Below are 22,314 nucleotides of genomic sequence, written 5' to 3'. Positions count from 1 at the left end.
CGGGGGTGAAGAAGTCCGCCGTGGCGATGACCGCGAGCGGCTGCGGGCCGGAGGTGTCCACCCGGACCACGGCCGCGGCGTCGCCCCCCCCCCCCCCCCCGCCCGGCCGGGCGCCGGGCGGTGCCGCTGCCGAGGAGCCGCGCGGCCGCCGCGAGCGCGACCGCGAGCCCCTGGAGCTCGGCGACGGGCTCAGCGACCGCTTCGTGCCGGCCGAACCGGCACCGCTGCCGCGCGACCTGGTGGGCTGGGCCGCCTGGGCCGCCGTCGTCGGCGCCCCGCTGTTCCTGCTGGTCGTGGCCCTGACCTCGCGCGGCGTGCCCACGCTGGTGACGGTGCTGACGGCGCTCGTCTTCGTCGGCGGCTTCGCGACGCTCGTCGTGCGGCTGCCGCGCTCGCGCGACGACGACGAGGACGACGGCGCCGTCGTCTGACGCCCCGCCCGGCGGATCAGGCGCCGGGCACGAGCAGGTCGGCCACGACCGCCAGGTGGTCGGTGGCGGCGGCCGCGACCGCCGCCGGCACGTCCGCGGTGCCAGCCCCGGCCACCCCCAGCCGCCGGTCGGCCAGCACGACGTCCAGGCGCGAGCGCGGGGCGCGGGCCGGGAACGTCGCAGCGGTCGCACCCGCCACCTGCGCGGCGTCGGCCAGCACCGTCGCCAGGCGCACGCGCACGGGCCCGTCCGGGCCCTCGTTGAGGTCCCCCGCCAGCACCGCCGGCACCTGCGGCTCGTCGCCGCCGCGGGCCAGCAGCACGTCCGCCTGCTCCTCGCGCTCGGCGGCGTCCAGCCCCAGGTGCACGCTGGTCACCCGCACGGGCAGGCTCCACGAGGCGCCCAGCGGCACCCGGACCACGACCTCCGCGGCTCCCCGCGCCCGCACGGGACGGCGGTGGCGCCAGCGCGGCGTCGGCAGCGGCAGGACGTCCGCGGCGCGCACGTCGACCCGCGCGGCGGTGAGCACCGCGGTCCCGGCGCCGGCGCGCCCCGCGGCGGTGACCCACAGCCCGGCCGCGGCGGCCAGGTCGCCCAGGCGGTGCACGGCCAGCGGGTGGACCGGGGCCTCCTGCACGCACACGACGTCCGCGGCGACGACCCCCAGGACCCGGCGCAGGGCGCGCCCGTCGTCCAGGAGCTCGCGCACGTTGACGGTGGCCACCCGCAGGCGCGCCACCGGCCGTCCGGCGCTCACCCCCAGCCGCGCGAGAGGTCCGCGGCCCCCACCAGCCCGGCGGCCGGGCCGAGCGCGGCGCGGGCGACGGTCAGCTCGGGGCGGAACCCCCGGCCGGTCAGGGTGCGCCGGTAGGCCTCGCGCGCGGGCGCCAGCAGCAGCTCGTCGGCGTCGGAGACCCCGCCGCCCACGACCACGGTGCCGGGGTCCAGCGCCGCCGCGAGGTTGGCGATGCCGACGCCGAGCCAGCGGCCGACCTCCTCGAACAGCTCCACGGCCGCGGCGTCGCCCTCGCGCGCGGCGCGCGTCACCAGCGGCCCGGTGATCGCCTCGGGGTCGCCGCCGGCGAGCTCGAGAAGGTGGTGCGCCACGGGCGAGCCGGCCCGGGCCAGCTCGCGGGCCTCGCGGACCAGGGCGTTGCCCGAGGCGTACTGCTCCCAGCAGCCGCGGTTGCCGCACTCGCACCGGTGCCCGCCGGGCACGACGACCATGTGCCCGAACTCCCCGGCGATCCCGTAGCGGCCGCGCTGCACGCGCCCGGAGGTGACGATGCCGCCGCCGATGCCGGTGCCCATCGTCACGCACAGCAGACGGCTCTCGCCGCGGCCGGCGCCGAAGCGGTACTCGGCCCAGGCCGCGGCGTTGGCGTCGTTCTCCACGACGGTCCGCCGGCCCACCCGCCGGCCCAGGCGGGCGCGCACGCGGCGCTCGACCGCCTCGCGCAGCGGCTCGTGCCGCCACGCCAGGTGCGGGGCGAAGAGGACGGTGGAGCGCTCGGCGTCGACGAACCCGGCGGCGCCGATGCCCACGGAGACGATCTCGTGCCGGGCGGCGAGCTCCTCGACGACGTCGGCGATGGTGTCCTCCACCGCCTGCGGGCTGCGGGTCGGCGTGTCGCGGCGCACGCGGGCGACGACCCGCCCGTCGCCGTCGACGACCCCGGCGAGGACCTTGGTGCCGCCGATGTCGACACCCACCGCGGGGCCGTCGCCGATGAGGGCCCGGCGGGTCTGCTGGCGCAGCTGCTGCTGCAGCGCGATCCGGCGCGGGTCCGGCGGGCGGCGCCGCCGCGGCGGGCGGGGGGTGCGAGCGGCCATGACGTCCTCGGGCGGTGGGCGGTGGGGTCGGGCGCGGGCCCGGTCGGCGGGCCGGCGCGGGCCCGGCCGGGGCTCAGCCGGCGCGGGCCAGGTCGGCCGCGCCGACGATGCCGGCGGCGTTGCCGCGCAGGGCGGCGCGCAGCGCGGGCGGGCGCCGGTGGGTGCGCCCGGGCAGGTTCTCGGCGAGGCTGGCGCGGGCGGGGGCCAGCAGCAGCTCCCCCGCGCTGGAGACGCCGCCGCCGATGACGACGACCTCGGGGTCCAGGACGGCCGTGAAGGTGGCCACGGCCTCGCCCACCCAGCGGCCCAGGTCGGCCAGCAGGCGCGCGCAGCCGGGGTCGCCCGCGGCGGCCAGCTCGGTGATCGTGCGGCCCTCGACGGCCTCCGGGTCGCCGCCCGCGGCGGCCAGCAGGGCGGCGCCGGCCGCGTCGCCGGAGCGCAGCAGGTCCTTGGCGTCGCGCACGAGGGCGCTGCCGGAGACGTACTGCTCCCAGCAGCCGCGGTTGCCGCAGCCGCAGCGGCGGCCGTCGGGCACGGCGCGGGCGTGCCCGATCTCGGCCGCGGCGCCGTTGGCGCCGCGCTGCAGCAGGCCGCCGGCGACGATGCCGCCGCCCAGGCCGGTGCCGAGGGTCAGCATCAGGAGGTCCTGGACGAGCTCGCCGTCCTCGCCGCGGCCGCCGCCGAAGCGGTACTCGCCCCACGCGGCCGCGTTGGCGTCGTTCTCCACGACGACGGGGCGCCCGATCCGGCGCTCCACGTGCTCGCGCAGGGGCTCGTCGCGCCAGGCGAGGTTCGGGGCGAAGACCACGCTGGAGCGGGCGGCGTCGACGAAGCCGGCCGCGGCCACCCCGACGGGCCCGAACTCGTGGGTGGTGGCCAGCTCCGCGACCGCGTCGGCGACGGCGTCGGCGATGGCGGCCGGGTGCGAGGCGGGCGTCTCGCGGCGGGTGGAGACCAGCACCTCGCCCCGGTGGTCGACGACCCCCGCGGCGATCTTCGTGCCGCCGATGTCGACGCCGACCGCGTTGCGCGTGCCGGTGGCGGCGCTCACGCGCGGACCCCGGGGGTCGTGCGCCGGACGTGGACCTCCGCGTGGATCTGCGGCATGCGCGTCCAGGACCCCCTGCCCGTCTCGGGCCGCGCGGGCGCGCGGTCTCGACGGGCGAGGGTACTAGTGACCACGACGGCCCCGGGCCGGGCGCCGGGTCAGCGGGCGAGCAGCCCCAGCAGCGTCATGAGCAGCACCAGCACGGCGGTCAGCGCGAGACCGCCGCCCGCGGCGACGCCCACCGCGGCGCGCCGCGACAGGCCCGGCAGCGCCGGACCCTGCGCCCCGGCGAGCGCGGCGAGCATGCGCTCGACCTCCTCCGGGTCCGGTCCGGGCGGCTCGACCGCTCCGGCGGGCTCCACCGGTGCGGTGAGCTCGGCAGGGCCGGCTGCCGGGTCGTCCGGCACCGGCGCGTCCAGCGGCGCCAGGCACAGCGAGCACCAGTCCTGCTCAGCGCGCACGCGGGCGGCGCAGTGCGGGCAGCGCTCGGGGCGCTCGGGGCGCTCGGGGCGCTCGGACCGCTCGGCGTCCCCGGGCCCGTCGGCCGGTCCGGCCGCCACCGGCCCGGCGGGTCCAGCGGTGGCGACCTGCGCGGCGGGCGCGACGACCGGCCGCGGGACGGGCGGGCCGACCTCGAGGTCCCCGAAGGCCGCGCTCGTGCGCGTGGCCCCCGCGCGGCGGCGCGGCCCGGCCGCGGGGTCGCCGAACGGCTCGTCGTCCAGGCCGGCGAAGGTCTCGAGGATCGACGGCCCGGCGGGCGGCTCGGCGCGACGGGCGGGACGGGCGCCGGTGTCGGGGCTCATGCGGGCACCTCCTCACGACCTCCTCGGCCGACGCGGCCCGCACCTTGAGCCCACCGGGTGGCGCGCGGGCACCGGCCGCCGCGGCGGGCGTGGCGGCCGGTAGGGTCCGGCGGAACCGCGGCCGCGGGTCGTCCGTTGGCCGTGCACCACCCGCCCAGGACGACCCCGGGACGACGGCGCCCCGGGGGCTCGCGAGGAGGACACCGTGCGGACCGTCAGCGAGCCGGCGCTCGTCGAACCCACCACCACCGGCAACCTCACCGACTGCGTGGTGACGACCGCGGCGGAGGTCCCGCAGCACGTCACCGCCAGCGTCAAGCAGCCCGACGGCACGTGGCGGGACGTCACCGCCGCGGAGTTCCTGGCCCGCGTGCAGCGCATCGCCAAGGGGCTGCTGGCCGCGGGCGTCCAGCCGGGCGACCGCGTGGGGATCATGTCGCGCACCCGCTACGAGTGGACGCTGACCGACGTCGCGGTGTGGTTCGCCGGCGCCGTCGGCGTGCCGGTCTACGAGACGTCCTCGCCCTCGCAGGTGGAGTGGATCCTGTCCGACTCCGCCGCCGTGGCCTGCGTCGTGGAGTCGGTCGAGAACGCCGGGCGGGTCGCCGCTGTCCGCGACCGGCTGCCCGCCCTGCGGGACGTGTGGACCATCGACTCCGGCGGGCTGGACGAGCTGGAGGTCGCCGGCCGCGACGTGCCCGACGCCGACCTGGAGCGCGCGCGCACCACCGCCGGGCCGGGCGACACCGCCACGATCATCTACACCTCCGGCACCACGGGACGCCCGAAGGGCTGCGTGCTGACCCACGCCAACCTGCTGGACCTGGCGCGCAACGCGCAGGCGGGCGTGCCGGAGGTCCTCGGCAAGCCGGGCGGCGCGACCCTGCTGTTCATCCCGCTGGCGCACGTCTTCGCCCGCTTCATCGAGGTGCTGTGCCTGGTGGCGCGGCTGCGCATGGGCCACACCGCCGACGCCAAGGACCTGCTCAGCGACCTGTCCGGCTTCCGGCCCTCGTTCATCCTGGCCGTGCCGCGGGTCTTCCAGAAGGTCTACAACGGCGCCGAGCAGAAGGCCGCCGCGGCGGGGAAGGCGAAGGCCGCGATCTTCGCGCGCGCCGCCGCGACCGCCATCGCGTACTCGCAGTCGCTGGACTCCGGCGGCCCGTCGCTGCCGCTGCGCCTGCGGCACGCGCTGTTCGACCGCCTCGTGTACGCCAAGCTGCGGGCGCTGCTGGGCGGCGACGTCACCCACGCCGTCTCGGGCGGCGCGCCGATGGGCGAGCGGCTGGCGCACTTCTTCCGCGGCGTCGGCCTGGTGGTGCTGGAGGGCTACGGGCTCACCGAGACGTCCGCCCCGCTGACCGTGACGCGGCCCGAGCGGCTGAGGATCGGCACCGTCGGCCCGCCGCTGCCGGGCTCGGAGTTCGCCGTGGCCGACGACGGGGAGATCCTCGCCCGGGGGATCGGCGTCTTCGGCGAGTACCTGGGGCGCCCGGAGGAGACCGCCGCGGCGTTCACCGAGGACGGCTGGTTCCGCACCGGCGACATCGGGGAGGTCGTCGACGGCGCCTACCTGAGGATCACCGGGCGCAAGAAGGAGATCATCGTCACCGCGAACGGCAAGAACGTCGTGCCGTCGCAGGCGGAGGACCGGTTGCGGGCCCACCCGCTGATCTCCCAGGCCGTCGTCGTCGGCGACCAGCGCCACTTCGTGGCCTGCCTGATCACCCTCGACGAGGAGGCCCTGCCCTCCTGGGGCGCCAACCACGACCTGCCCGGCCTGGACCTGGCCACCGCGCGCGAGCACCCGACGGTGCGCGCGGAGCTGCAGAAGGCCGTCGACGCCGCCAACGAGCACGTCAGCCGGGCCGAGTCGATCCGCAAGTGGTGCGTCCTGGAGGGCGACTTCACGCCGGAGAACGGGTACCTGACGCCCTCGCTGAAGGTGAAGCGGGACGTGGTCCTGCGCGACCACCAGGCCGAGGTCGAGGCCCTCTACGCCACGTGAGGGGTCCCTCGCCGTCCGCGCCCCCGCCGTCCGTCCCGTCCCGGGACGGGCGCGCGGGGGCGACCGCGTCCACCGCGCTGCTGCTGCTCGTGGTGGTGCTGACGGCGCTGGCCACCTACAGCGTCGTGCGCTACCGGTGGTGGCTCGTCGCCGGGTACCTGGTGACGGCGGCCGCGCTCGCGCTCGTGCTGGCCCGCGAGCGGCCCGGCGCGGCCCGGCCCGGCGCGCGGGAGGCGGTGCCGGCCGCCGCGGTCGCCGGCGCGCTCGGACTGGCGGCCCTCGCGCACGCCCTGGTACCGGTGTTCAGCTACGTCGAGCCGCCGCTGCTGCGCGCCGTGCGCGCCGGGCTGGCGGTCGCGACCGCGGTCGTGGCCGCGCTGCTCCTGGTGGCCGGCCGGGGCGGGCCCCGCTCCCGGGTGCTGGGGCGGGCCGCGCTGCTGGTCGCCCTCGCGGCGGCCGGCGGGGCCGGGGCGGCGGTCGTGGTCGGTGACCCGGCCCCCCGCATCGACGTGTGGGTGATCCTGCAGCAGGCCGCCGACGCGGTGGGCCGCGGCGAGTCGGTGTACACGCAGACGTGGACGGGCTCGCCGGGCATCACCGACGCGTTCGCCTACCTGCCGTTCACGGCGGTGCTGACGGCGCCCGGCCGCTGGCTGGCCGGCGACGTGCGCTGGGCGCTGCTGCTGCTCGTCGGGGTGAGCGCCCTGGCGGTGGCCGCCCTGGGGCGCTGGCGGGTGCCGGCCGTCGGCGCGGCCGCGCTCCTGCTGCTGGCCCCGGGCGCGACCACGCTGGTGGAGCAGGCGTGGACCGAGCCGACCGTCCTCGTCGGCGTCGCGCTGTGGGCGCTGCTGGTGGCGCGCGGGCGGGCGTGGTGGGCCGTGCTGCCGCTGGCGGTGGCGCTGGCCGCCAAGCAGCACACCGTCCTGCTCCTGCCGCTGCTGGCGGTGCACCCCGCCTTCGGCGCGCGCCGCACGCTCGCCGCGGTGGGGACCGCCGGGCTGCTCGTGCTGCCGTGGTTCGTCACCGCCCCGGCGGCGTTCTGGCGCGACACGGTGGAGACGATGGTCGGCCTGCCGCCGCTGACGTTCGCCAACACCGCCTACACGCTGGTGCTCAACGAGACGGGGCGGAGCCTGCCGCTGCCGCTGGTGGCGGCGGCGGTGCTCGGCGCGCTGGCCGCGGCCGTGGTGGTCCTGCGCCGCCGGCCGGTCGACCTGGGCGGCCTGCTCGGCTGGTCCGCGCTCGTGCTGCTGGTCGCCAACCTCGTCAACAAGCAGGCCTTCTACAACCAGTTCTGGCTGGTGGCCGCGGTGCTGCTGCTGGCCGTGGCGGCGCGCGCCGGGGCGACGGCGACCGGCGCGCCCGCGGGAGGGGGACCCGGCGGCGGGCGGGTGGCGGACGTCAGGCCCGCCCGGGGCGCCCACCGCTGACGTCACCGCCGGCGCCGCCCGCGCCGCCGGGGCCCGCGCCGCCGGGGTCCGCGGGCCCGTCCCCCGGGTCGCGGCCGGCGAGCAGGTCCCGCAGCCGGCGGGTCTGCACGTCCCACCCCCACTCCCGGGCCACCCACGCGCGGCCGGCGGCGCCCGCGGCGCGCGCCGCGGCCGGGTCGGCCAGCCAGGCCACCACGGCGTCGGCGACCGCGCGCACGTCCCGGCCGTCGACGACGGTGCCCGCGGCCGGGGTCAGCACCGCGTCCGGCGCCCCGCCGGAGTCGCCGGCCACGACGGGCAGCCCGCACGCGGCGGCCTCCAGGTAGCAGATGCCCAGCGCCTCCGGCTCGAGCCCGGCCAGGCGGGTGCGGGTGGGCATGCAGAAGACGTCGCCGGCGTCGTAGTGGGCGGGCGTCTCCTCCCACGGCACCCGCCCGGTGAGCACCACGTCGCCGCGCAGCCCCAGCTCGTCGACGAGGGCCTCGACCCGGCGCCGGTGCGGCCCGTCGCCCACCAGCAGCAGGGCCGCGCCCGGGACGGCCGCGCGCACCCGCGGCCAGGCGCGCACGAGGACGTCCTGCCCCTTGCGGGCGACGACGCGGGAGACGCACACGACGACGGGGCGCCCGGTCAGACCGTGGCGGGCCCGGACGGCGTCGCCTCCGCAGCCGGGGCGGAAGACGTCCACGTCCACGCCGGGGGTCAGGCGCCGCGCGCGGGCCCGCGCGGCCGGGGTCAGCGGGCGCTCGACGCGCGAGCGCGTCCACGCCCCGAGGTAGGTGACGGTGTCGACCGACTCCCCGATGCGGCGCAGCGCCGCGCGCGAGCCCGGCAGCGAGGACCACCACACCTCGTGGCCGTGGGTGGTGGCGACCTGGTGGCGCACCCCGGCCGCGCGCAGGGCGGGGGCCATCAGCGCCAGCGGGGCGGCGGCGCCGTACCAGACCCGGTCGGCGCCGTGCCGGCGCGCCGTGCGCACGACCCGGCGCACGACGCCCGGCGTGGGCACCAGCAGCGGCGAGGGGTCGCGCACCACGGTGACGCCCGCGGCGGCCAGGGCCGCGTCGACGGCGGCGGCGCCGCGCTGGGCGGCCGTGTGCACGACCACCGGTCCCCCTCCCCCGGACCCCTCGCCGGCGGCCTCCTCAGCCGCCAGAGCGGCCAGGCGGCGGGAGACGGCGTGCACGAAGGACTCGATGCCGCCCGTGCGCGGGGGGAAGTCGTTGGTGACGACGAGGGTGCTCACGGGGCGGGGCTCCTGGGCTCGGTGCGCACCGGGGTCGGTGCGGGGTTCGGGCGGGGTTCGGGCGGGGTTCGGGCGGGGTTCGGGCCGGGTTCGGGCCGGGTTCGGGCCGGGTTCGGCCTGGTTCGGGCGGGGGTCGGGGGCCGCGGCGGGGGCCGTCACACCCACCCCGCGAGCCGGTCGTCCAGGTCGCGGCGCCAGCGCGCGAGCGCGTCGGCGGGCTCCTCGCCCAGGTGCTCGCGCCAGGCGGCGGCCAGCAGCGCCTCGCGCGCGGGCGCGGTCGCGGGCCGGTCGGCGGCGGTCAGCCGGTGGTGCAGCGCCGTGACCGCGGGCAGGCCGTGGTGCCGGGCGGCGGAGGCGACGAGGGTCCAGGCCGCGGCGTGGGCGCGCTGCAGGTCCGCCTCACCGCCCCCGGGAGCGCCGTCGGGGGCACCGGTGAAGTCGTCGTCGGCGGGCGCGTCCACCGGCGCGCCGGCGTGGAGGTCCCGCAGGACGGGCTCCGCGAGCGCCCCGGGGTCCAGGCCGCGCCCGTCGCGCGCCACGACGTCGGCGTAGCCCTCGGCCAGCCACCGGGGCGCGGCGGGGTCGGTGGACCCGCCGGCGCGGGTGGCCACGTGCACGAGCTCGTGAGTCAGGACGACGCGGCGGCCGGTGCGCGTCAGACCGGCGAACCGCGCGGCCTGCACGACGACGCGCGCCGCCCCGCGCCGCCCACCGGGCAGGTCGTGCCGGCCGCCGGTGGTCAGGGCGTCGACGAGCGCGGCCCGGTGCTCGCTCGTCCCGGTCAGCCGGGCCGCGGCCGCGGCGTCCGGCGCCACGAGCACCGCTGCGCGGGGCGGGGCGGCGCCCCACGCCGCGCCGGCCCGCGCGGCGGCGTCGGCGAGGTCGGCGGCCACGTCGGCGGCCACGTCGCGGACCACCTCGCCGGCCTCCCCGCCGACCCCCGCGCCGGCCGGTGCCCCGGTGCCCACGAGGACCACGGCGCCGCCGGGGACCTCGCGCACCTCGAGCGCGCCGACCTCCCAGGGCTGGGCGGGCCCGTCGACCGGCCCGGGGGCCAGCCACCAGCGCCCGGCGTCGCGGCGCAGGCCGAGGACGGCGGCGGTGGTGGCGGTGCGCCCCTCCCCGGGCAGCCGCGAACGCACGACCACGTGCGCGGACGCGCCGACGATGCCGCCGGGGCCGGTGCGCGGGGCCGTGAGGGCCGTGACGTCGACGGCCAGCTCCAGCGGCCCGGCCGCGGTGGCCCGCCCGTCGCGCAGGCGCAGCAGGTCGCGCTCGGCGGCCGTGCGGGTGAGCACGGGCGCGGCGGCCGCGGCCAGGTCGCCGGTCAGGAGCGCGTCCGCGCGCTGCCGCAGCAGCCGGCGCACGTGCTCGACGCGCAGCTCGGGCTCGGCCCCGGCGCCGCCGGACGGCGAGCAGCCGGCGACCAGCGCGCACCCGGCGGAGGCGAGCAGCGCCCGGCGCGGGAACGGCGGCACCCGCGCATCCTCGCACCGCCGCCGGTCCGGCGGCCCGCCGCCGCGACCGGGTTCAGCCGGCAGCTCGGGACCGCGCGCGGCGCGAGCGGGGCGCCGGGGCGGGAGCCGGAGGGGCGTCCGGCGCACGGCCCTGCGCGGGGGCCAGCCGGAGCGGCGGCACGAGACCGGCGCCGGCGAGCACGGCCACGGCCCGGCGCTCGTCGTCGTCGAGCGTGGGCTGGCCCGCCCGGCCGGGCACGTCCGGCACGCCGAGCAGGACGGACACCACGCAGCCGTCGCACGCCCGCGGTCGGGCGGTGCACGAGTCGCAGTCGATGAGCATCGGTCGGCCTCCCACGGAGCTGCCCGGGCCGGCGGCCCGTCCGGTCCCCCGACCGGCACCCGCACCGTAGGAGCCGCCTCCGACACGAGGCCCGCACCGGCGCCCCGCGCGGGGTCCCGGCGGGGTCCGGCGGGGCTCGCGCCGTGTCGCAGCCGCCCGGTGTCGGACGCCGTCCCTACGGTGACCGGCATGCCCCGCAGCACCACCGCACCGCCCGCCCCCCACGGCGGACCGGGAGCGCGCACGACCGGGCCGGCCGCCCACCAGGCACTCCAGGCACACCAGGCCCACCAGGCGTCCTTCGACGACCTGGGCCGCCCGCTGGCGGAGACGACGTTCGTCGTGGTGGACACCGAGACGACGGGCGGGGCGCCCGCCGAGGGCGGCATCACCGAGATCGGCGCCGTCAAGGTGCGCGGTGGCGAGGTGCTGGGCGAGTTCCAGACGCTGGTGCGCCCGCCGTCGTCCATCCCGCCGTTCGTGCAGCTGCTGACGGGCATCACCGACGCGATGGTCGCCTCGGCGCCGACGGCGGCGCAGGTCCTGCCGAGCTTCCTGGAGTTCGCCCGCGGCGCGGTGCTGGTGGCCCACAACGCCCCCTACGACACGGGCTTCCTGGCGGGCGCCTGCGCCCGCGCGCAGCTGTCGTGGCCGCGGTTCGAGGTGGTCGACACGGTCGTGCTGGCCCGCCACCTCGTGGGTCCGGACGAGGCGCGCGACCGCAAGCTGGCGACGCTGGCGCAGCTGTTCGGCGCCCGCACGACGCCCGAGCACCGCGCGCTGGCCGACGCCCGCGCCACGGTGGACGTCCTGCACGCGCTGCTGGGTCGCCTGGGCAACCGGGGCGTGCAGACCCTGGAGGACCTGCAGACGTTCGCCGCGCGCGTGCCGGCGGCGCGGCGGGCCAAGAAGCACCTCGCGCTCGGGCTGCCCTCGGCGCCGGGCGTGTACCAGTTCCGCGACGGCGCGGGACGCGTGCTGTACGTGGGCACCAGCGTGGACGTGCGCCGCCGCGTGGCCAGCTACTTCACGGCCTCGGAGACGCGGCCGCGGATGACCGAGATGGTGCGCGCGGCGGCGGCGGTCGTGCCGGTGGTGTGCGCGACGCCGCTGGAGGCGCGGGTGCGCGAGCTGCGGCTCATCGCCGAGCACGAGCCGCCGTACAACCGCCGCTCCAAGCGCCCGGACGCGGTGACGTGGGTGAAGCTGACCACGGACGCCTGGCCGCGCCTGTCCCTGGTGCGCCGGGTGCGCGACGACACCGCGGCCGGTGCGCAGTACCTGGGGCCGTTCCGCTCGGCGCGCACCGCGGAGCTGGCCGTGGCCGCGCTGCACGAGGCGCTGCCGCTGCGCCAGTGCACCCGGCGCATCCCGCGCGCGCCCCGCGCGGACGGTCCGGGTGCCTGCGCGCTGGCCGACCTGGGCCGGTGCGGTGCCCCCTGCCTGGGCGCCGAGCGCGGGGGGCAGGACGCCGCCTCCTACGGCGAGCTCGTCGAGCGGGCGCGCGCCGCGCTGCGCGCCGACCCGGCGGGCGCCGACGCCGGCGAGGCGCTGCGCGCGGGCACGGAGCGCATGAGCCGGCTGGCGGCGCAGGAGCGCTACGAGGAGGCCGCCGTGCAGCGCGAGCGCCTGGACGCCTACCTGCGCACCGCCGCGCGCGCCCAGCGGCGCGCCCCGCTGCAGGGCACGGCCGAGCTGGTGGCCGCCCGGCGCAGCCGACCCGACCCGGGCTGGCCGACGGGCGGCTGGGAGCTGGTGCTGGTGCGCTGGGGGCGGCTGGCGGGCACGACGCTGACCCCGCGGGGCGCGGACCCGCTGCCGCACGTGGAGGCGCTGCGGGCCACCGGGGAGGCGGTGGAGCGCCCGGAGCCGGGCCGCACGGCGGCCACCGCGGAGGAGACCGACGCGGTGCTCGACTGGCTGGAGCAGCCGGGCACCCGGCTGGTGGCCGTCGAGGGCGCCGACGAGTCGCCGTGGGCGTGCCCGGTGCGCGGCGCGGGCTGGGCCCGCGAGCGCGTGCGCGGCGGGGGCGGTGGCGGGAGCGCCGCCGCGGACGGCCGCGGCGCGGGGTCCGGGACTACGCTGGCACCGTGATCACCGCCATCGTCAACGTGCTCGCCGACAGCCGGCGCATCCCCGAGGTCGCGCAGGCGCTGGCCGACTTGCCGGGGGTGTCCGAGGTCTACTCGGTCACCGGTGACGTCGACCTCGTGGCGATGGTGCGCGTGCGCCACCACGAGGAACTGGCGGACGTCATCGCGGGCACGGTGAACAAGGTGGACGGCGTGCTGAGCACGACGACGAACATCGCCTTCCGCGCGTACTCGCGCCACGACCTGGAGAGCGCCTTCTCCCTCGGCGCCGAGTGACGTGCGCCGACCGGCGCTGAGACCGCGGGCCGGTCGGAGCGCCGGCGGCCCGGCCGGCTCAGCGCGCGCTGGCGGCCACCCAGCGCTCCAGCACGTCGGCGGCGGCGCCGCTGTCCAGCGAGCGCTCGGCGCGCCGCACCCCCTCGGCCAGGTGCTGCACCAGGTGGTCGGCGAGGTCCTGCGCGAGGTCCCCGGACGCCGCCGGCGCCCCGGGTCCCGCGGGCTCCCCGGCCGCCGCGCCCGGGGCGCGCACCCCCGCGGCGACCATGGCGGCCGCCGCGTTGAGGACGACCGCGTCGCGGACGGGCCCGCGGCGGCCGGCCAGCAGCTCCCGCGCCACCGCGGCGTTGTGCTGCGCGTCGGCCCCCCGCAGGTCGGCGAGGGCGGCCGGGGCCATGCCGAGGGCGGCCGCGGGGTCGAGCAGAACCTCGCGGACCGCGCCGTGGAGCACGACCCACACCCGCGCCGGGCCGGTGGTCGTCAGCTCGTCGAGGCCGTCCTCGCCGCGGAAGACGAGCGCGGAGGTGCCGCGCGCGGCCAGGACGCCGGCCACCACGGGCGCCAGGCGGGCGTCGGCGACACCGACCGCGGTGGCCCCGGCGCGGGCCGGGTTGGTCAGCGGGCCCAGGACGTTGAAGGCCGTCGGCACGCCCAGCCCGCGGCGCGCGCCGGCCGCGTGCCGGAACGAGGGGTGGAAGACCTGCGCGAAGCAGAAGGTGATCCCGACCTCGACGGCCAGCCGGCCGACGTCCGCGGGCGGCAGGTCCAGGCGCACGCCGAGGGCCTCGAGGACGTCGGCCGAGCCGGAGGAGGAGGACGAGGCGCGGTTGCCGTGCTTGACGACGCGGTGCCCCGCCCCGGCCAGGACGAGGCTGGCCATGGTGGAGATGTTGACGGTGTGGGCCTGGTCGCCGCCGGTGCCGACGAGGTCGACGACGGGGCCGGGCACCTCGAGCGGGACGGCGTGGGCGAGCATCGCGTCGGCCAGGCCGGTCAGCTCGTCGACGGTCTCCCCCTTGGCGCGCAGGGCCACGAGGAAGCCGGCCAGCGGCACGTCGCCCGCCTCGCCGCTCATCACCTCGTCCATGGCCCAGGCCGTGGTCGCCGCGTCGAGGTCGCGGCCGGCCAGCAGGGTCCCGACGACCTGCGGCCAGGTCGGGCCGCCGGCGCCCGGGGGCGGCGCGGACCGGGGCGGCGCGGGGGCGGGCTGGCTGGTCATGGCGGGGTCCTCGGGCCGGCGGGCGGGGGTCGCGCCCGACCCTACTGACCCGCCGCCGACCCGCGCGGCTCCGACGGTCGCGCCGCAGCCGCGGGCGGTGCCCGGCGGGGCGTTCCCCGGTCACGGGGAGGTCACGTGGAGGTCACCCGGAAGGCGCAACCGCGGCGTGCACGGGCTGTGACGGGGGTGTGAGCAACATCTACGACACGATGTCGGTGGGCCGGGGGGCGTTCCCCGGAGACCGTGGGGCATGATGGCCGTCGTGGCGAGTGCACAGGCTGTCCAGAGCAGTACCCCGAGCCCTGCTCACGGGTCCGTGAACCGGCCCAACATGGTGTCGGTCGGCGTCATCGTCTGGCTCGCCAGCGAGCTGATGTTCTTCGCCGGGCTCTTCGCGATGTACTTCACGATCCGGTCGGTGGCGCCCGGGCTGTGGGAGGGCGGGACGGAGATGCTCAACGTCCCCTTCGCGGCCGTGAACACGACGATCCTCGTCATCTCCTCGTTCTGGTGCCAGTTCGGCGTCTTCGCGGCCGAGCGCTTCCAGCCCCGGCGCCTCGGGCGCCTGTGGCAGGTCGGCAAGTGGGGCATGCAGGAGTGGTTCGTCCTCACGTACGTCTTCGGCGCGATCTTCATCGCGGGCCAGGTCTTCGAGTACGCCGAACTGGCGCTGGAGGGCCTGACCATCGCCAGCGACGCCTACGGGTCGGTCTTCATCCTCACGACCGGCTTCCACGGCATCCACGTGCTCGGCGGGCTCGTGGCGTTCCTGCTGGTGATCGCCCGCTCCTTCGCCTCCAAGCGGTTCGGGCACCAGGAGGCCACCAGCGCGATCGTCGTCAGCTACTACTGGCACTTCGTCGACGTCGTGTGGATCGGCCTCTTCACCGTCATCTACGTCCTGCAGTGACCGCCACCGCACCCCCGACAGCCACAGACACCTGAGCACCCCGACCACGCGAGAGCTCCCGACGGAAGCGAGCACCACCACCGTGACCAGGACCCTCACCGCACTCAGCGCCCGGCGACGCCACCCCATGGCCGTCGTCCTGCTGGTCGCGCTGGCGCTCCTCCTCGTCGGAGGGCTGTACTCCGCGCTGGCGCCCCGCCCGGCGGAGGCGACGACCGCGACCGCCACCGCCGACGACGTGGAGGAGGGCCGGATCCTCTTCCTCGCCAACTGCGCCAGCTGCCACGGCCTCAACGCCGAGGGCGGGCAGGTGAACGGCGGCCTGAACGCGGGCCCGTCCCTCATCGGCGCCGGCGCCGCCTCGGTCGACTTCCAGGTCGGCACCGGCCGCATGCCGCTCGCGCAGAGCGGCCCGCAGGCCGAGGAGGTCAGCAAGATCCGCTTCTCGCAGGAGCAGATCGACCAGATGGCCGCCTACGTGGCCTCGCTGGCCCCCGGCCCGGCCATCCCGACCGAGGACGTCCTGGACACCAGCGACGCCACCGCCGAGGAGATCGCGCGCGGCGCGGCGATCTTCCGCACCAACTGCGCGATGTGCCACAACACGCAGGGCAAGGGCGGCGCGCTGACCGCCGGCAAGTACGCCCCGAGCCTGGACGGCGTCGAGGCGCGCTACATCTACGAGGCGATGACGACCGGCCCGCAGTCGATGCCGGTCTTCAACGACAACACCATCGCCCCCGAGGACAAGACCGCGATCATCGCCTGGCTGACGGCCGACAGCGAGCAGCGCCCCGACCCGGGCGGCTGGACGCTCGGGTCGCTGGGCCCGGTGAGCGAGGGCCTCTTCGCGTGGATCGCCGGCATCGGCCTCCTCATCGGGTGCTCGGTGTGGCTGGGGCTGAAGTCGTCGTGACCGCGACGGCGAGCCCCGGCACGAGCAGCAGGACGACCGCGTCCGCCCCCGCGGACCGGTCGGGACACCAGGACAGGCAGGGAGCATGAGCCAGATCGAACGCGCCGAGGAGGCGCACGGGCAGGGGACCGCGGTCGCCCGGCCCGCGGCCGGTGTGCCCGACCGCTTCGAGAACCCGGGTCTGCCCGCCCACCGGCACCGGATGGGCGACACCGACCCCCAGGCGGCCAAGCGCGCCGAGCGCCAGGTCGCCGTCATGCTGCTGCTGTCGATCCTCGGCTCGATCGGGATCATCGTCTCGATCATCGCGATCGAGTACGACGGCAGCTTCGCGCGCGTCAGCTGGTCGACCAAGGCCATCGGCCTGTCGATGTTCTTCTCGCTGTTCGCGCTCGGCGCCGGCGCCGTGCACTGGGCCAAGACCCTGATGCCCGACGACGAGCGCATCGACCACCGGCACCGCCAGCGCGGCACCGAGGCCGAGCGCGCCAAGGCCGTGGCCATCCTCAAGGAGGGCGCGGGCGAGGCGGCGCTGGGCCGCCGTCCGCTGATCCGCAACACCCTCATCGGCGCCCTGGCGCTCTTCCCGCTGCCGGCGGTGTTCTTCTTCCGGGACACCGGCCCGCTGCCGGGGGACGCCCTCTCCGTCACGATGTGGGAGCAGGGCACCTACCTGGTCAAGGACCCCGAGGGCGGGCGCATCCGCGCCGCCGACGTGAGCCTCGGTTCCGTGGTCCACGTCATGCCCGAGGGCATCGAGGACGTCGAGCACCCGCTGAACGAGAAGGCGAAGTCGGCGGTCCTCATCATGCGGCTGGAGGAGAACCAGCTCACCGAGAAGTCCGCGGAGTGGGGTGTGAGCGGCATCGTCGCCTACTCCAAGATCTGCACCCACATGGGCTGCCCCGTGGCCCTGTACGAGCAGCAGACCCACCACCTGCTGTGCCCCTGCCACCAGTCGACGTTCGACCTGACGCAGGACTGCAAGGTGATCTTCGGCCCGGCCAAGCGGCCCCTCCCCCAGCTGCCCATCGTGGTGGACGACGAGGGCTACCTGGTCGCTGAGGACGGCTTCCACGAAGCCGTCGGCCCGAGCTTCTGGGAGCGCGGATGAGCACGCAGACACCGGTCGACAAGGCGGCCACGGGTGTCGCCAACTTCGCGGACGACACCGTCGGCGCCAGCAAGGTCGTCAACGGCTTCGCCCGCAAGGTCTTCCCCGACCACTGGTCCTTCATGCTGGGTGAGATCACGCTCTACAGCTTCGTGATCCTCCTGCTGACGGGGACCTTCCTCACCTTCTTCTACGAGCCGAGCGCGGCCGAGACGACCTACACGGGCAACTACGCGCCCCTGGCCGGTCAGCACGTGTCGCAGGCGTACGACTCGGCGCTGCGGATCTCCTTCGACGTCCGCGGCGGCCTGCTCATGCGGCAGATCCACCACTGGGCGGCGCTGGTGTTCGTCGCCGCGACCGTGGTGCACATGATGCGCGTCTTCTTCACGGGCGCCTTCCGCAAGCCGCGCGAGATCAACTGGGTGATCGGCGCCATCCTCGCCATCCTCGCGGTGTTCGAGGGCTTCACCGGCTACTCCCTGCCCGACGACCTGCTGTCCGGCACCGGCATCCGCATCGCCCAGGCGATCATGCTGGCGGTGCCCGTGATCGGCAGCTACCTCAGCTTCTTCGTCTTCGGCGGCGAGTACCCCGGCGAGGACTTCATCCCGCGGTTCTTCACCATCCACATCCTGCTGCTGCCGGCGATCATGCTGGCGCTCATCGTGGTGCACCTGATGCTCGTGGTCATCCACAAGCACACGCAGTACCCGGGCCCGGGCCGGACCGAGGACAACGTCGTCGGCTTCCCGCTCTTCCCCGTGTACATGGCCAAGGCCGGCGGCTTCTTCTTCATCGTCTTCGGCGTGCTGGCCCTCATGGGTGCCTTCGTGCAGATCAACGCGATCTGGGCCTACGGGGCGTACGACCCGTCACCGGTGACCGCGGGTTCGCAGCCCGACTGGTACATGGGCTGGCTGGACGGGGCGGTCCGCATCATGCCGGGCTGGACCGAGTTCACCCTGTTCGGGTTCACGTTCTCGATGAACATCTTCATCCCGACATCGCTGATCATCGTCCTGGTGATGGCGGTGCTGTGCCTGTACCCGTGGATCGAGCAGGCCGCGACCGGTGACCGCCGCGAGCACCACCTGCTGGACCGCCCCCGCAACCAGCCGACCCGCACCGCGCTCGGCGTCATGGCGATCACCTTCTACGTGATCCTGTGGATCTGCGGCGGCAACGACATCGTGGCCCACATGCTGGGGCTGTCGATCAACGACATCACCCGCTCGTTCCGCGTGCTGGTGTTCGTCGGGCCGGCGCTGGCCTTCATCGTCACCAAGCGCATCTGCCTCGGGCTGCAGCGCAAGGACCGCGAGAAGGCCCTGCACGGCCGGGAGACGGGCCGCATCGTGCGCCTGCCGCACGGCGAGTTCATCGAGGTCCACGCCCCCCTGTCGGAGTTCGAGCGCTGGAACCTCGTGCAGCACGAGGTGCAGCGCCCGATGGAGATCGAGGACCGCGTCGACGCGGGCCGGCCGGACACCCTGTACGGCCGCGTGCAGCGCCGCCTCTCGAAGTTCTACTTCGAGGACCGCGTCGAGCCGGTGACGCCGGCGGAGCTCGCCGCCAGCCACCACGAGCACCACGGCGAGGTGGAGGGCGAGGAGCACGCCTCGCTGGAGGACCGCAAGAACCCGCAGGTCCAGAACTCGCTGACCACGCAGGGCTGAGTCCCCGCGGTCAGCGGACCGCAGCACGACGAGGGGCCCCGGGAGCACCGCTCCCGGGGCCCTTCGTCGTCGTCGGCTCCCCTCGGGGCGGCCCCGGGCGCGCCGGGCGCCGCCGACGAGCCCGGGAGGGGCGGTCAGCCTCGCAGCGCCGAGCCCGCCCGCCACTGCTCCCAGCTGTAGCCCCAGGCGTCGAAGCCGTTGCCGGGCTCGACGGTCCGGTCGCTGCCGGTGAAGACGACGACGTCACCCACGTGGGACTGCTCGAACAGCCAGCGGGCGTCCTCCAGGCTCATCCCCGTGCAGCCGTGGCTGACGTTGGCGCGGCCGTGCGAGGCGGCCGACCAGGGGGCGGCGTGCAGGAACTCCCCCGAGTTCGTCAGGCGCATCGCGTACCGCACGGCGACGTCGTAGTACTCGGGGTCGTCCGGGCTGACGCCGGTGGTCTCGGCGTCCATCTGCCGGGACTCCTCCAGGCTCATGACGACCTTGGTGCCGCTGCGGGTGACGTACTCGCCGCCGTGGCCGTCCTGCCCCGTGGTGACGGGGATGGTGCGCAGCACCTCCCCGTCGCGGGTGACGGTCAGGGTGTGCGTCTGGATGTCGACGTGGCTGACGACGGCGGCCCCGACGTGGAAGTCGATGTCGCGGGTGACGCCCCACACGCCGGGGGCGACCTCGGTGCTCCCCAGGTCGACGTCGAGGTGAACGTCGGTCCGTGCGGGCCAGTGCTCGGCGGGGCGGTACTGCACCTGCGTGGCGGACACCCAGCGCCAGGCCCCCTCCACCGGAGCGGGGCTGGTCGTCACCCGCAGCCGCTCCTCCACCATGGCGCGCCGGTCGTCGGCGACGGGCTCGTCGAAGGTGACGATCACGGGCATCCCGACGCCGACGGTCGACCCGCTCAGCGGCGCCACGGCCGGGAACGCGGTGACAGTCGGGTCCATGGCGGTGAAGGAGCTGGTCCGCTCGACGGGGGCGCCGGCGGAGCCGCGCGCCGTGGCACGGACCTCGTAGCGGGTGCCGGCGAGCAGGGGCGCGGTGCTGGTCCACGTGAGCCCGTCCCCGGCGACCGCCCCCTCCAGGGGCGTCCCGTCCTGCCCGGTGACGACGACCTCGTCCAGCTGTCCGTCGGTGACGCGCACGGTCACCGGCGCGTCCAGGCGCACGTCGACGGCCGCGTCGGCGGGCAGGACGTCGATGCGCGCCGGCGCGGGCGACGCCGTGGCGGCCGGGGCGGCCGCTCCCCCGCTGCTGCTGTCGGCCTGGCACGCGCCGAGGGGCGCGGCCAGCGCCAGGACGAGCGCGGCGGGCACCCAGGCGCGCGCCCCCCGGCGCGCGGGCGTGCTCGGTCGACGACCTGTGCTCAACGGACTGTCCTCCCCCTCGGGCGCGCTGCAGCGCCCGGCTGTCTGGTTCCCCCGGGCCATCGTCGCACCACGAGGCCCCTGCAGGAGGACGCTCGCCGGGCCGGGTCCGTTGCACCGGCGCGCGGAGCGGAGCGTGGCGGGCGGGGAGCACCGGTCCGGCGCCGGGTCCACCGCCACGCTCCCCACCGACTCGTCGACAACATTTCTTGTCCAGAGGACGGTGGACGTGTGCACGACATCGAGGTCATCGAGGACGTGGAGGCGGCCGCCACCGCGCTGGACCCCGTCCGGGCCCGGCTGCTCCGCGAGCTGACCGTCCCGGCGTCAGCCGCCGGGCTCGCCGCCCGGGTCGGCATCGCGCGCCAGAAGGTCAACTACCACCTCAAGGCGCTCGAGGCGCACGGTCTCCTGCGCCTCGCTGAGGAGCGCCGGCACGGCGGCATCACCGAACGGGTGCTGCAGGCGTCGGCGGCCTCCTACGTCGTCTCCCCCGCGGCTGTCAGCGCGTCCGCGGCCGACCCGGGGGCCACCGACGACCAGCGCTCGGCGGGCTACCTCGTCGCGCTGGCCGGCCGGCTGGTGTGCGAGGTCGGCGCCCTGGCGCGCCGGGCCCGCACCTCCGGGGAGCGCCTGCCGACGTTCACCGTCGACACGCGGATCGGCTTCCGGTCGGCCGCCGACCGGGCCGCGTTCGCCGACGACCTCACCGCCGCGGTGCTGGAGCTGGCCGCGCGCTACCACCACGACGACGGGCGCCCGCACCGGCTCCTCGTCGCCGCCCACCCCCTCCCCGAGGAGAACCTGTGAGCACCGTCCCGGACGTCCCGTACCGCCTGGAGTTCAGCGTCGAGGTCCCCGGCACCCCTGAGCAGGTGTGGCAGGCCATCGCCACCGCCGCCGGGATGAACGCCTGGTTCCTGCCGACGGAGATGGAGGAGCGCGCCGGCGGCTCCCTGCGCTTCACCATGGGTCCCGACATGGGCTCGGACGGCCGAGTCACCGGCTGGGACCCCCCGCGCCGCCTCGTCTACGAGGAGGACTGGGCGGCCCTCACGGGCCAGGACCCGGACGCCCTGAGCCCGCTGACGTCGGAGTTCCTGGTGGAGGCGCGCTCCGGCGGTACCTGCGTCGTGCGCGTCACCAGCAGCGGGTTCGGCACCGGCGCCGCCTGGGAGCAGGAGTTCTGGGCGGACCTGGAGCCGAACTGGCGACCGTTCTTCGACAACCTGCGTCTGTACCTGGCGCACTTCCCCGGCCAGGAGGCCGTGCAGCTGGAGGTGAGCGCCTCCCACACCGGGGACGCCGAAGCCCTCTGGGCCAGGGTGCGCGACGCCCTGCCGCTCGGGGAGCCCGGGTCGGCGCTGCGGGTGCGCGGCACCACCGGCACGGTGGAGCGGGTCGGCGAGCGGCAGGCGCTGGTCCGGCTGACCGCACCGGTGCCCGGGATGCTCAACGTCTACACCCACGGTGAGGGCGAGGGCGGGAGCAGGGGCACGGCGACGGCGGGGGTGCGGGCCTACCTCTTCCCCGACGCAGCGGCCGACCGGGCCGCCTCGGCGGACCAGGTGCGCCGGGAGGAGGAGGACTGGCGGACCTGGTTGCAGGACCTGCCGGTGCCGGTCTGAGCCCCCGGACGACGCCCACCCGCGCGGAGGCGCCGGTGCCGGCCCCCCGCCGCACGCACGAGGGCCGCGGCACCCGGTGGGTGCCGCGGCCCTCGCGGAGCGCTGGTCAGCGTCAGTGGGCGTGCTCGCCCGCGTAGTACTCGAAGACCCAGCCGAGGATGGCCGGGATCGTGAAGACCATCCCGATGAGGAACAGCCACCAGCCGACGGCCACGCCGAGGAAGGCCAGGGCCCCGCCGAGAGCCAGGTACAGCGGCCACCAGGAGTAGGGCGGGAAGAAGCCCTGCTCACCCGCGCCCTCGCTGATGTCGGCGCGGGCGTTGTCCTCCGGCCGCTCGTCGATGCGCCGGGCCGTGACGGCCATGTAGGCGCCGATGAGGATCGCCAGACCGCCGGTGAGCAGGAGGGCGATGAGGCCCACCCACTCGTCCCACTGCGTCAGCAGGCCGTACACGAAGCCGATCGGGATGAAGAAGAGGATGCCGCCCGAGAAGAGCCAGGTCTCCGCCTTCATGG

Annotated in this window: 21 protein-coding genes; 11 read left to right on the top strand and 10 right to left on the bottom strand. The window is 77.0% G+C overall.

The window, feature by feature from the left end:
- On the top strand, positions 1-431 hold a 431-nt coding region (locus ACRYMY_RS07830), incomplete at its 5' end, for a hypothetical protein (RefSeq protein ID WP_432546705.1).
- A gap of 16 nt (positions 432-447) precedes the next feature.
- Here ACRYMY_RS07830 and ACRYMY_RS07825 read toward each other — a convergent pair.
- The 4 genes from ACRYMY_RS07825 to ACRYMY_RS07810 form a co-directional block, all read right to left on the bottom strand.
- Positions 448-1,188: an endonuclease/exonuclease/phosphatase family protein gene (locus ACRYMY_RS07825; RefSeq protein ID WP_432546704.1), complete on the bottom strand. Its 741-nt coding sequence runs from the start codon at positions 1,186-1,188 to the stop codon at positions 448-450.
- Positions 1,185-2,264: an ROK family glucokinase gene (locus tag ACRYMY_RS07820; protein ID WP_432546703.1), complete on the bottom strand. Its 1,080-nt coding sequence runs from the start codon at positions 2,262-2,264 to the stop codon at positions 1,185-1,187. Before ACRYMY_RS07820 ends, ACRYMY_RS07825 begins: the two co-directional genes overlap by 4 nt.
- 73 nt (positions 2,265-2,337) lie before the next feature.
- The gene (locus ACRYMY_RS07815; RefSeq protein WP_432546702.1) at positions 2,338-3,315 is read right to left on the bottom strand and encodes an ROK family glucokinase; all 978 of its coding nucleotides are present in this window, start codon (positions 3,313-3,315) and stop codon (positions 2,338-2,340) included.
- A gap of 155 nt (positions 3,316-3,470) precedes the next feature.
- Positions 3,471-4,115: a hypothetical protein gene (locus ACRYMY_RS07810; protein ID WP_432546701.1), complete on the bottom strand. Its 645-nt coding sequence runs from the start codon at positions 4,113-4,115 to the stop codon at positions 3,471-3,473.
- A gap of 205 nt (positions 4,116-4,320) precedes the next feature.
- Between ACRYMY_RS07810 and ACRYMY_RS07805 the strand changes: the two genes are divergently transcribed.
- Together ACRYMY_RS07805 and ACRYMY_RS07800 are read left to right on the top strand one after the other, a co-directional pair.
- Positions 4,321-6,123: an AMP-dependent synthetase/ligase gene (locus ACRYMY_RS07805; RefSeq protein ID WP_432546700.1), complete on the top strand. Its 1,803-nt coding sequence runs from the start codon at positions 4,321-4,323 to the stop codon at positions 6,121-6,123.
- Positions 6,120-7,553 (top strand): hypothetical protein, encoded by a 1,434-nt coding sequence (locus ACRYMY_RS07800; RefSeq protein ID WP_432546699.1) that lies wholly within the window; start codon positions 6,120-6,122, stop codon positions 7,551-7,553. Before ACRYMY_RS07805 ends, ACRYMY_RS07800 begins: the two co-directional genes overlap by 4 nt.
- Here ACRYMY_RS07800 and ACRYMY_RS07795 read toward each other — a convergent pair.
- The 3 genes from ACRYMY_RS07795 to ACRYMY_RS07785 form a co-directional block, all read right to left on the bottom strand.
- Positions 7,525-8,799: a glycosyltransferase family 4 protein gene (locus ACRYMY_RS07795; protein ID WP_432546698.1), complete on the bottom strand. Its 1,275-nt coding sequence runs from the start codon at positions 8,797-8,799 to the stop codon at positions 7,525-7,527. The two genes, ACRYMY_RS07800 and ACRYMY_RS07795, sit on opposite strands and share 29 nt — an antisense overlap.
- 155 nt (positions 8,800-8,954) lie before the next feature.
- The gene (locus ACRYMY_RS07790; protein ID WP_432546697.1) at positions 8,955-10,277 is read right to left on the bottom strand and encodes a hypothetical protein; all 1,323 of its coding nucleotides are present in this window, start codon (positions 10,275-10,277) and stop codon (positions 8,955-8,957) included.
- A 52-nt stretch (positions 10,278-10,329) separates the two neighbouring features.
- Positions 10,330-10,599 carry a hypothetical protein gene (locus ACRYMY_RS07785; RefSeq protein WP_432546696.1) on the bottom strand — a complete coding sequence of 90 codons (270 nt, stop codon included), beginning with the start codon at positions 10,597-10,599 and terminating at the stop codon, positions 10,330-10,332.
- Positions 10,600-10,788: 189 nt separating this feature from the next.
- Between ACRYMY_RS07785 and ACRYMY_RS07780 the strand changes: the two genes are divergently transcribed.
- Positions 10,789-12,693 (top strand): DEDD exonuclease domain-containing protein, encoded by a 1,905-nt coding sequence (locus ACRYMY_RS07780; RefSeq protein WP_432546695.1) that lies wholly within the window; start codon positions 10,789-10,791, stop codon positions 12,691-12,693.
- Positions 12,690-12,968: an Lrp/AsnC family transcriptional regulator gene (locus ACRYMY_RS07775; RefSeq protein ID WP_432546694.1), complete on the top strand. Its 279-nt coding sequence runs from the start codon at positions 12,690-12,692 to the stop codon at positions 12,966-12,968. Before ACRYMY_RS07780 ends, ACRYMY_RS07775 begins: the two co-directional genes overlap by 4 nt.
- 58 nt (positions 12,969-13,026) lie before the next feature.
- Here the strand turns inward: ACRYMY_RS07775 and trpD are convergent, their stop codons facing one another.
- Positions 13,027-14,187, bottom strand: coding sequence for an anthranilate phosphoribosyltransferase (gene trpD, locus ACRYMY_RS07770; protein WP_432546693.1), 1,161 nt, complete (start codon positions 14,185-14,187; stop codon positions 13,027-13,029).
- A 250-nt stretch (positions 14,188-14,437) separates the two neighbouring features.
- On the opposite strand from trpD, the gene ctaE reads away from it, so the two are divergent.
- The 4 genes from ctaE to qcrB all read left to right on the top strand — a co-directional run bounded on the left by ctaE (position 14,438) and on the right by qcrB (position 18,806).
- Positions 14,438-15,097 (top strand): aa3-type cytochrome oxidase subunit III, encoded by a 660-nt coding sequence (gene ctaE / locus ACRYMY_RS07765; RefSeq protein ID WP_432546692.1) that lies wholly within the window; start codon positions 14,438-14,440, stop codon positions 15,095-15,097.
- Positions 15,098-15,224: 127 nt separating this feature from the next.
- Positions 15,225-16,013: a cytochrome bc1 complex diheme cytochrome c subunit gene (qcrC, locus tag ACRYMY_RS07760; protein ID WP_432546709.1), complete on the top strand. Its 789-nt coding sequence runs from the start codon at positions 15,225-15,227 to the stop codon at positions 16,011-16,013.
- Between the two features lie 85 nt (positions 16,014-16,098).
- A complete protein-coding gene (gene qcrA / locus ACRYMY_RS07755; protein WP_432546691.1) occupies positions 16,099-17,127 on the top strand; it encodes a cytochrome bc1 complex Rieske iron-sulfur subunit in 1,029 nt (342 codons plus the stop codon).
- Positions 17,124-18,806, top strand: a complete 1,683-nt coding sequence (gene qcrB, locus ACRYMY_RS07750) for a cytochrome bc1 complex cytochrome b subunit (RefSeq protein WP_432546690.1) — start codon at positions 17,124-17,126, stop codon at positions 18,804-18,806. Before qcrA ends, qcrB begins: the two co-directional genes overlap by 4 nt.
- A 134-nt stretch (positions 18,807-18,940) precedes the next feature.
- Here qcrB and ACRYMY_RS07745 read toward each other — a convergent pair whose 3' ends face one another.
- A complete protein-coding gene (locus ACRYMY_RS07745; RefSeq protein WP_432546689.1) occupies positions 18,941-20,173 on the bottom strand; it encodes a L,D-transpeptidase in 1,233 nt (410 codons plus the stop codon).
- A gap of 228 nt (positions 20,174-20,401) precedes the next feature.
- On the opposite strand from ACRYMY_RS07745, the gene ACRYMY_RS07740 reads away from it, so the two are divergent.
- Together ACRYMY_RS07740 and ACRYMY_RS07735 are read left to right on the top strand one after the other, a co-directional pair.
- Positions 20,402-20,980, top strand: coding sequence for a winged helix-turn-helix domain-containing protein (locus tag ACRYMY_RS07740; RefSeq protein WP_432546688.1), 579 nt, complete (start codon positions 20,402-20,404; stop codon positions 20,978-20,980).
- Positions 20,977-21,798 carry an SRPBCC family protein gene (locus ACRYMY_RS07735; protein ID WP_432546687.1) on the top strand — a complete coding sequence of 274 codons (822 nt, stop codon included), beginning with the start codon at positions 20,977-20,979 and terminating at the stop codon, positions 21,796-21,798. The genes ACRYMY_RS07740 and ACRYMY_RS07735 overlap by 4 nt, the downstream gene beginning before the upstream one ends.
- Before the next feature lie 112 nt (positions 21,799-21,910).
- Here the strand turns inward: ACRYMY_RS07735 and ACRYMY_RS07730 are convergent, their stop codons facing one another.
- The gene (locus ACRYMY_RS07730; protein ID WP_432546686.1) at positions 21,911-22,312 is read right to left on the bottom strand and encodes a cytochrome c oxidase subunit 4; all 402 of its coding nucleotides are present in this window, start codon (positions 22,310-22,312) and stop codon (positions 21,911-21,913) included.
- Between the last annotated feature and the right edge of the window lie 2 nt (positions 22,313-22,314).

The sequence above is a fragment of the Kineococcus haloalkalitolerans genome (assembly GCF_050871905.1).
Classification (GTDB): Bacteria; Actinomycetota; Actinomycetes; order Actinomycetales; family Kineococcaceae; genus Kineococcus.
This window is presented reverse-complemented; position numbering and strand designations above follow the sequence as displayed.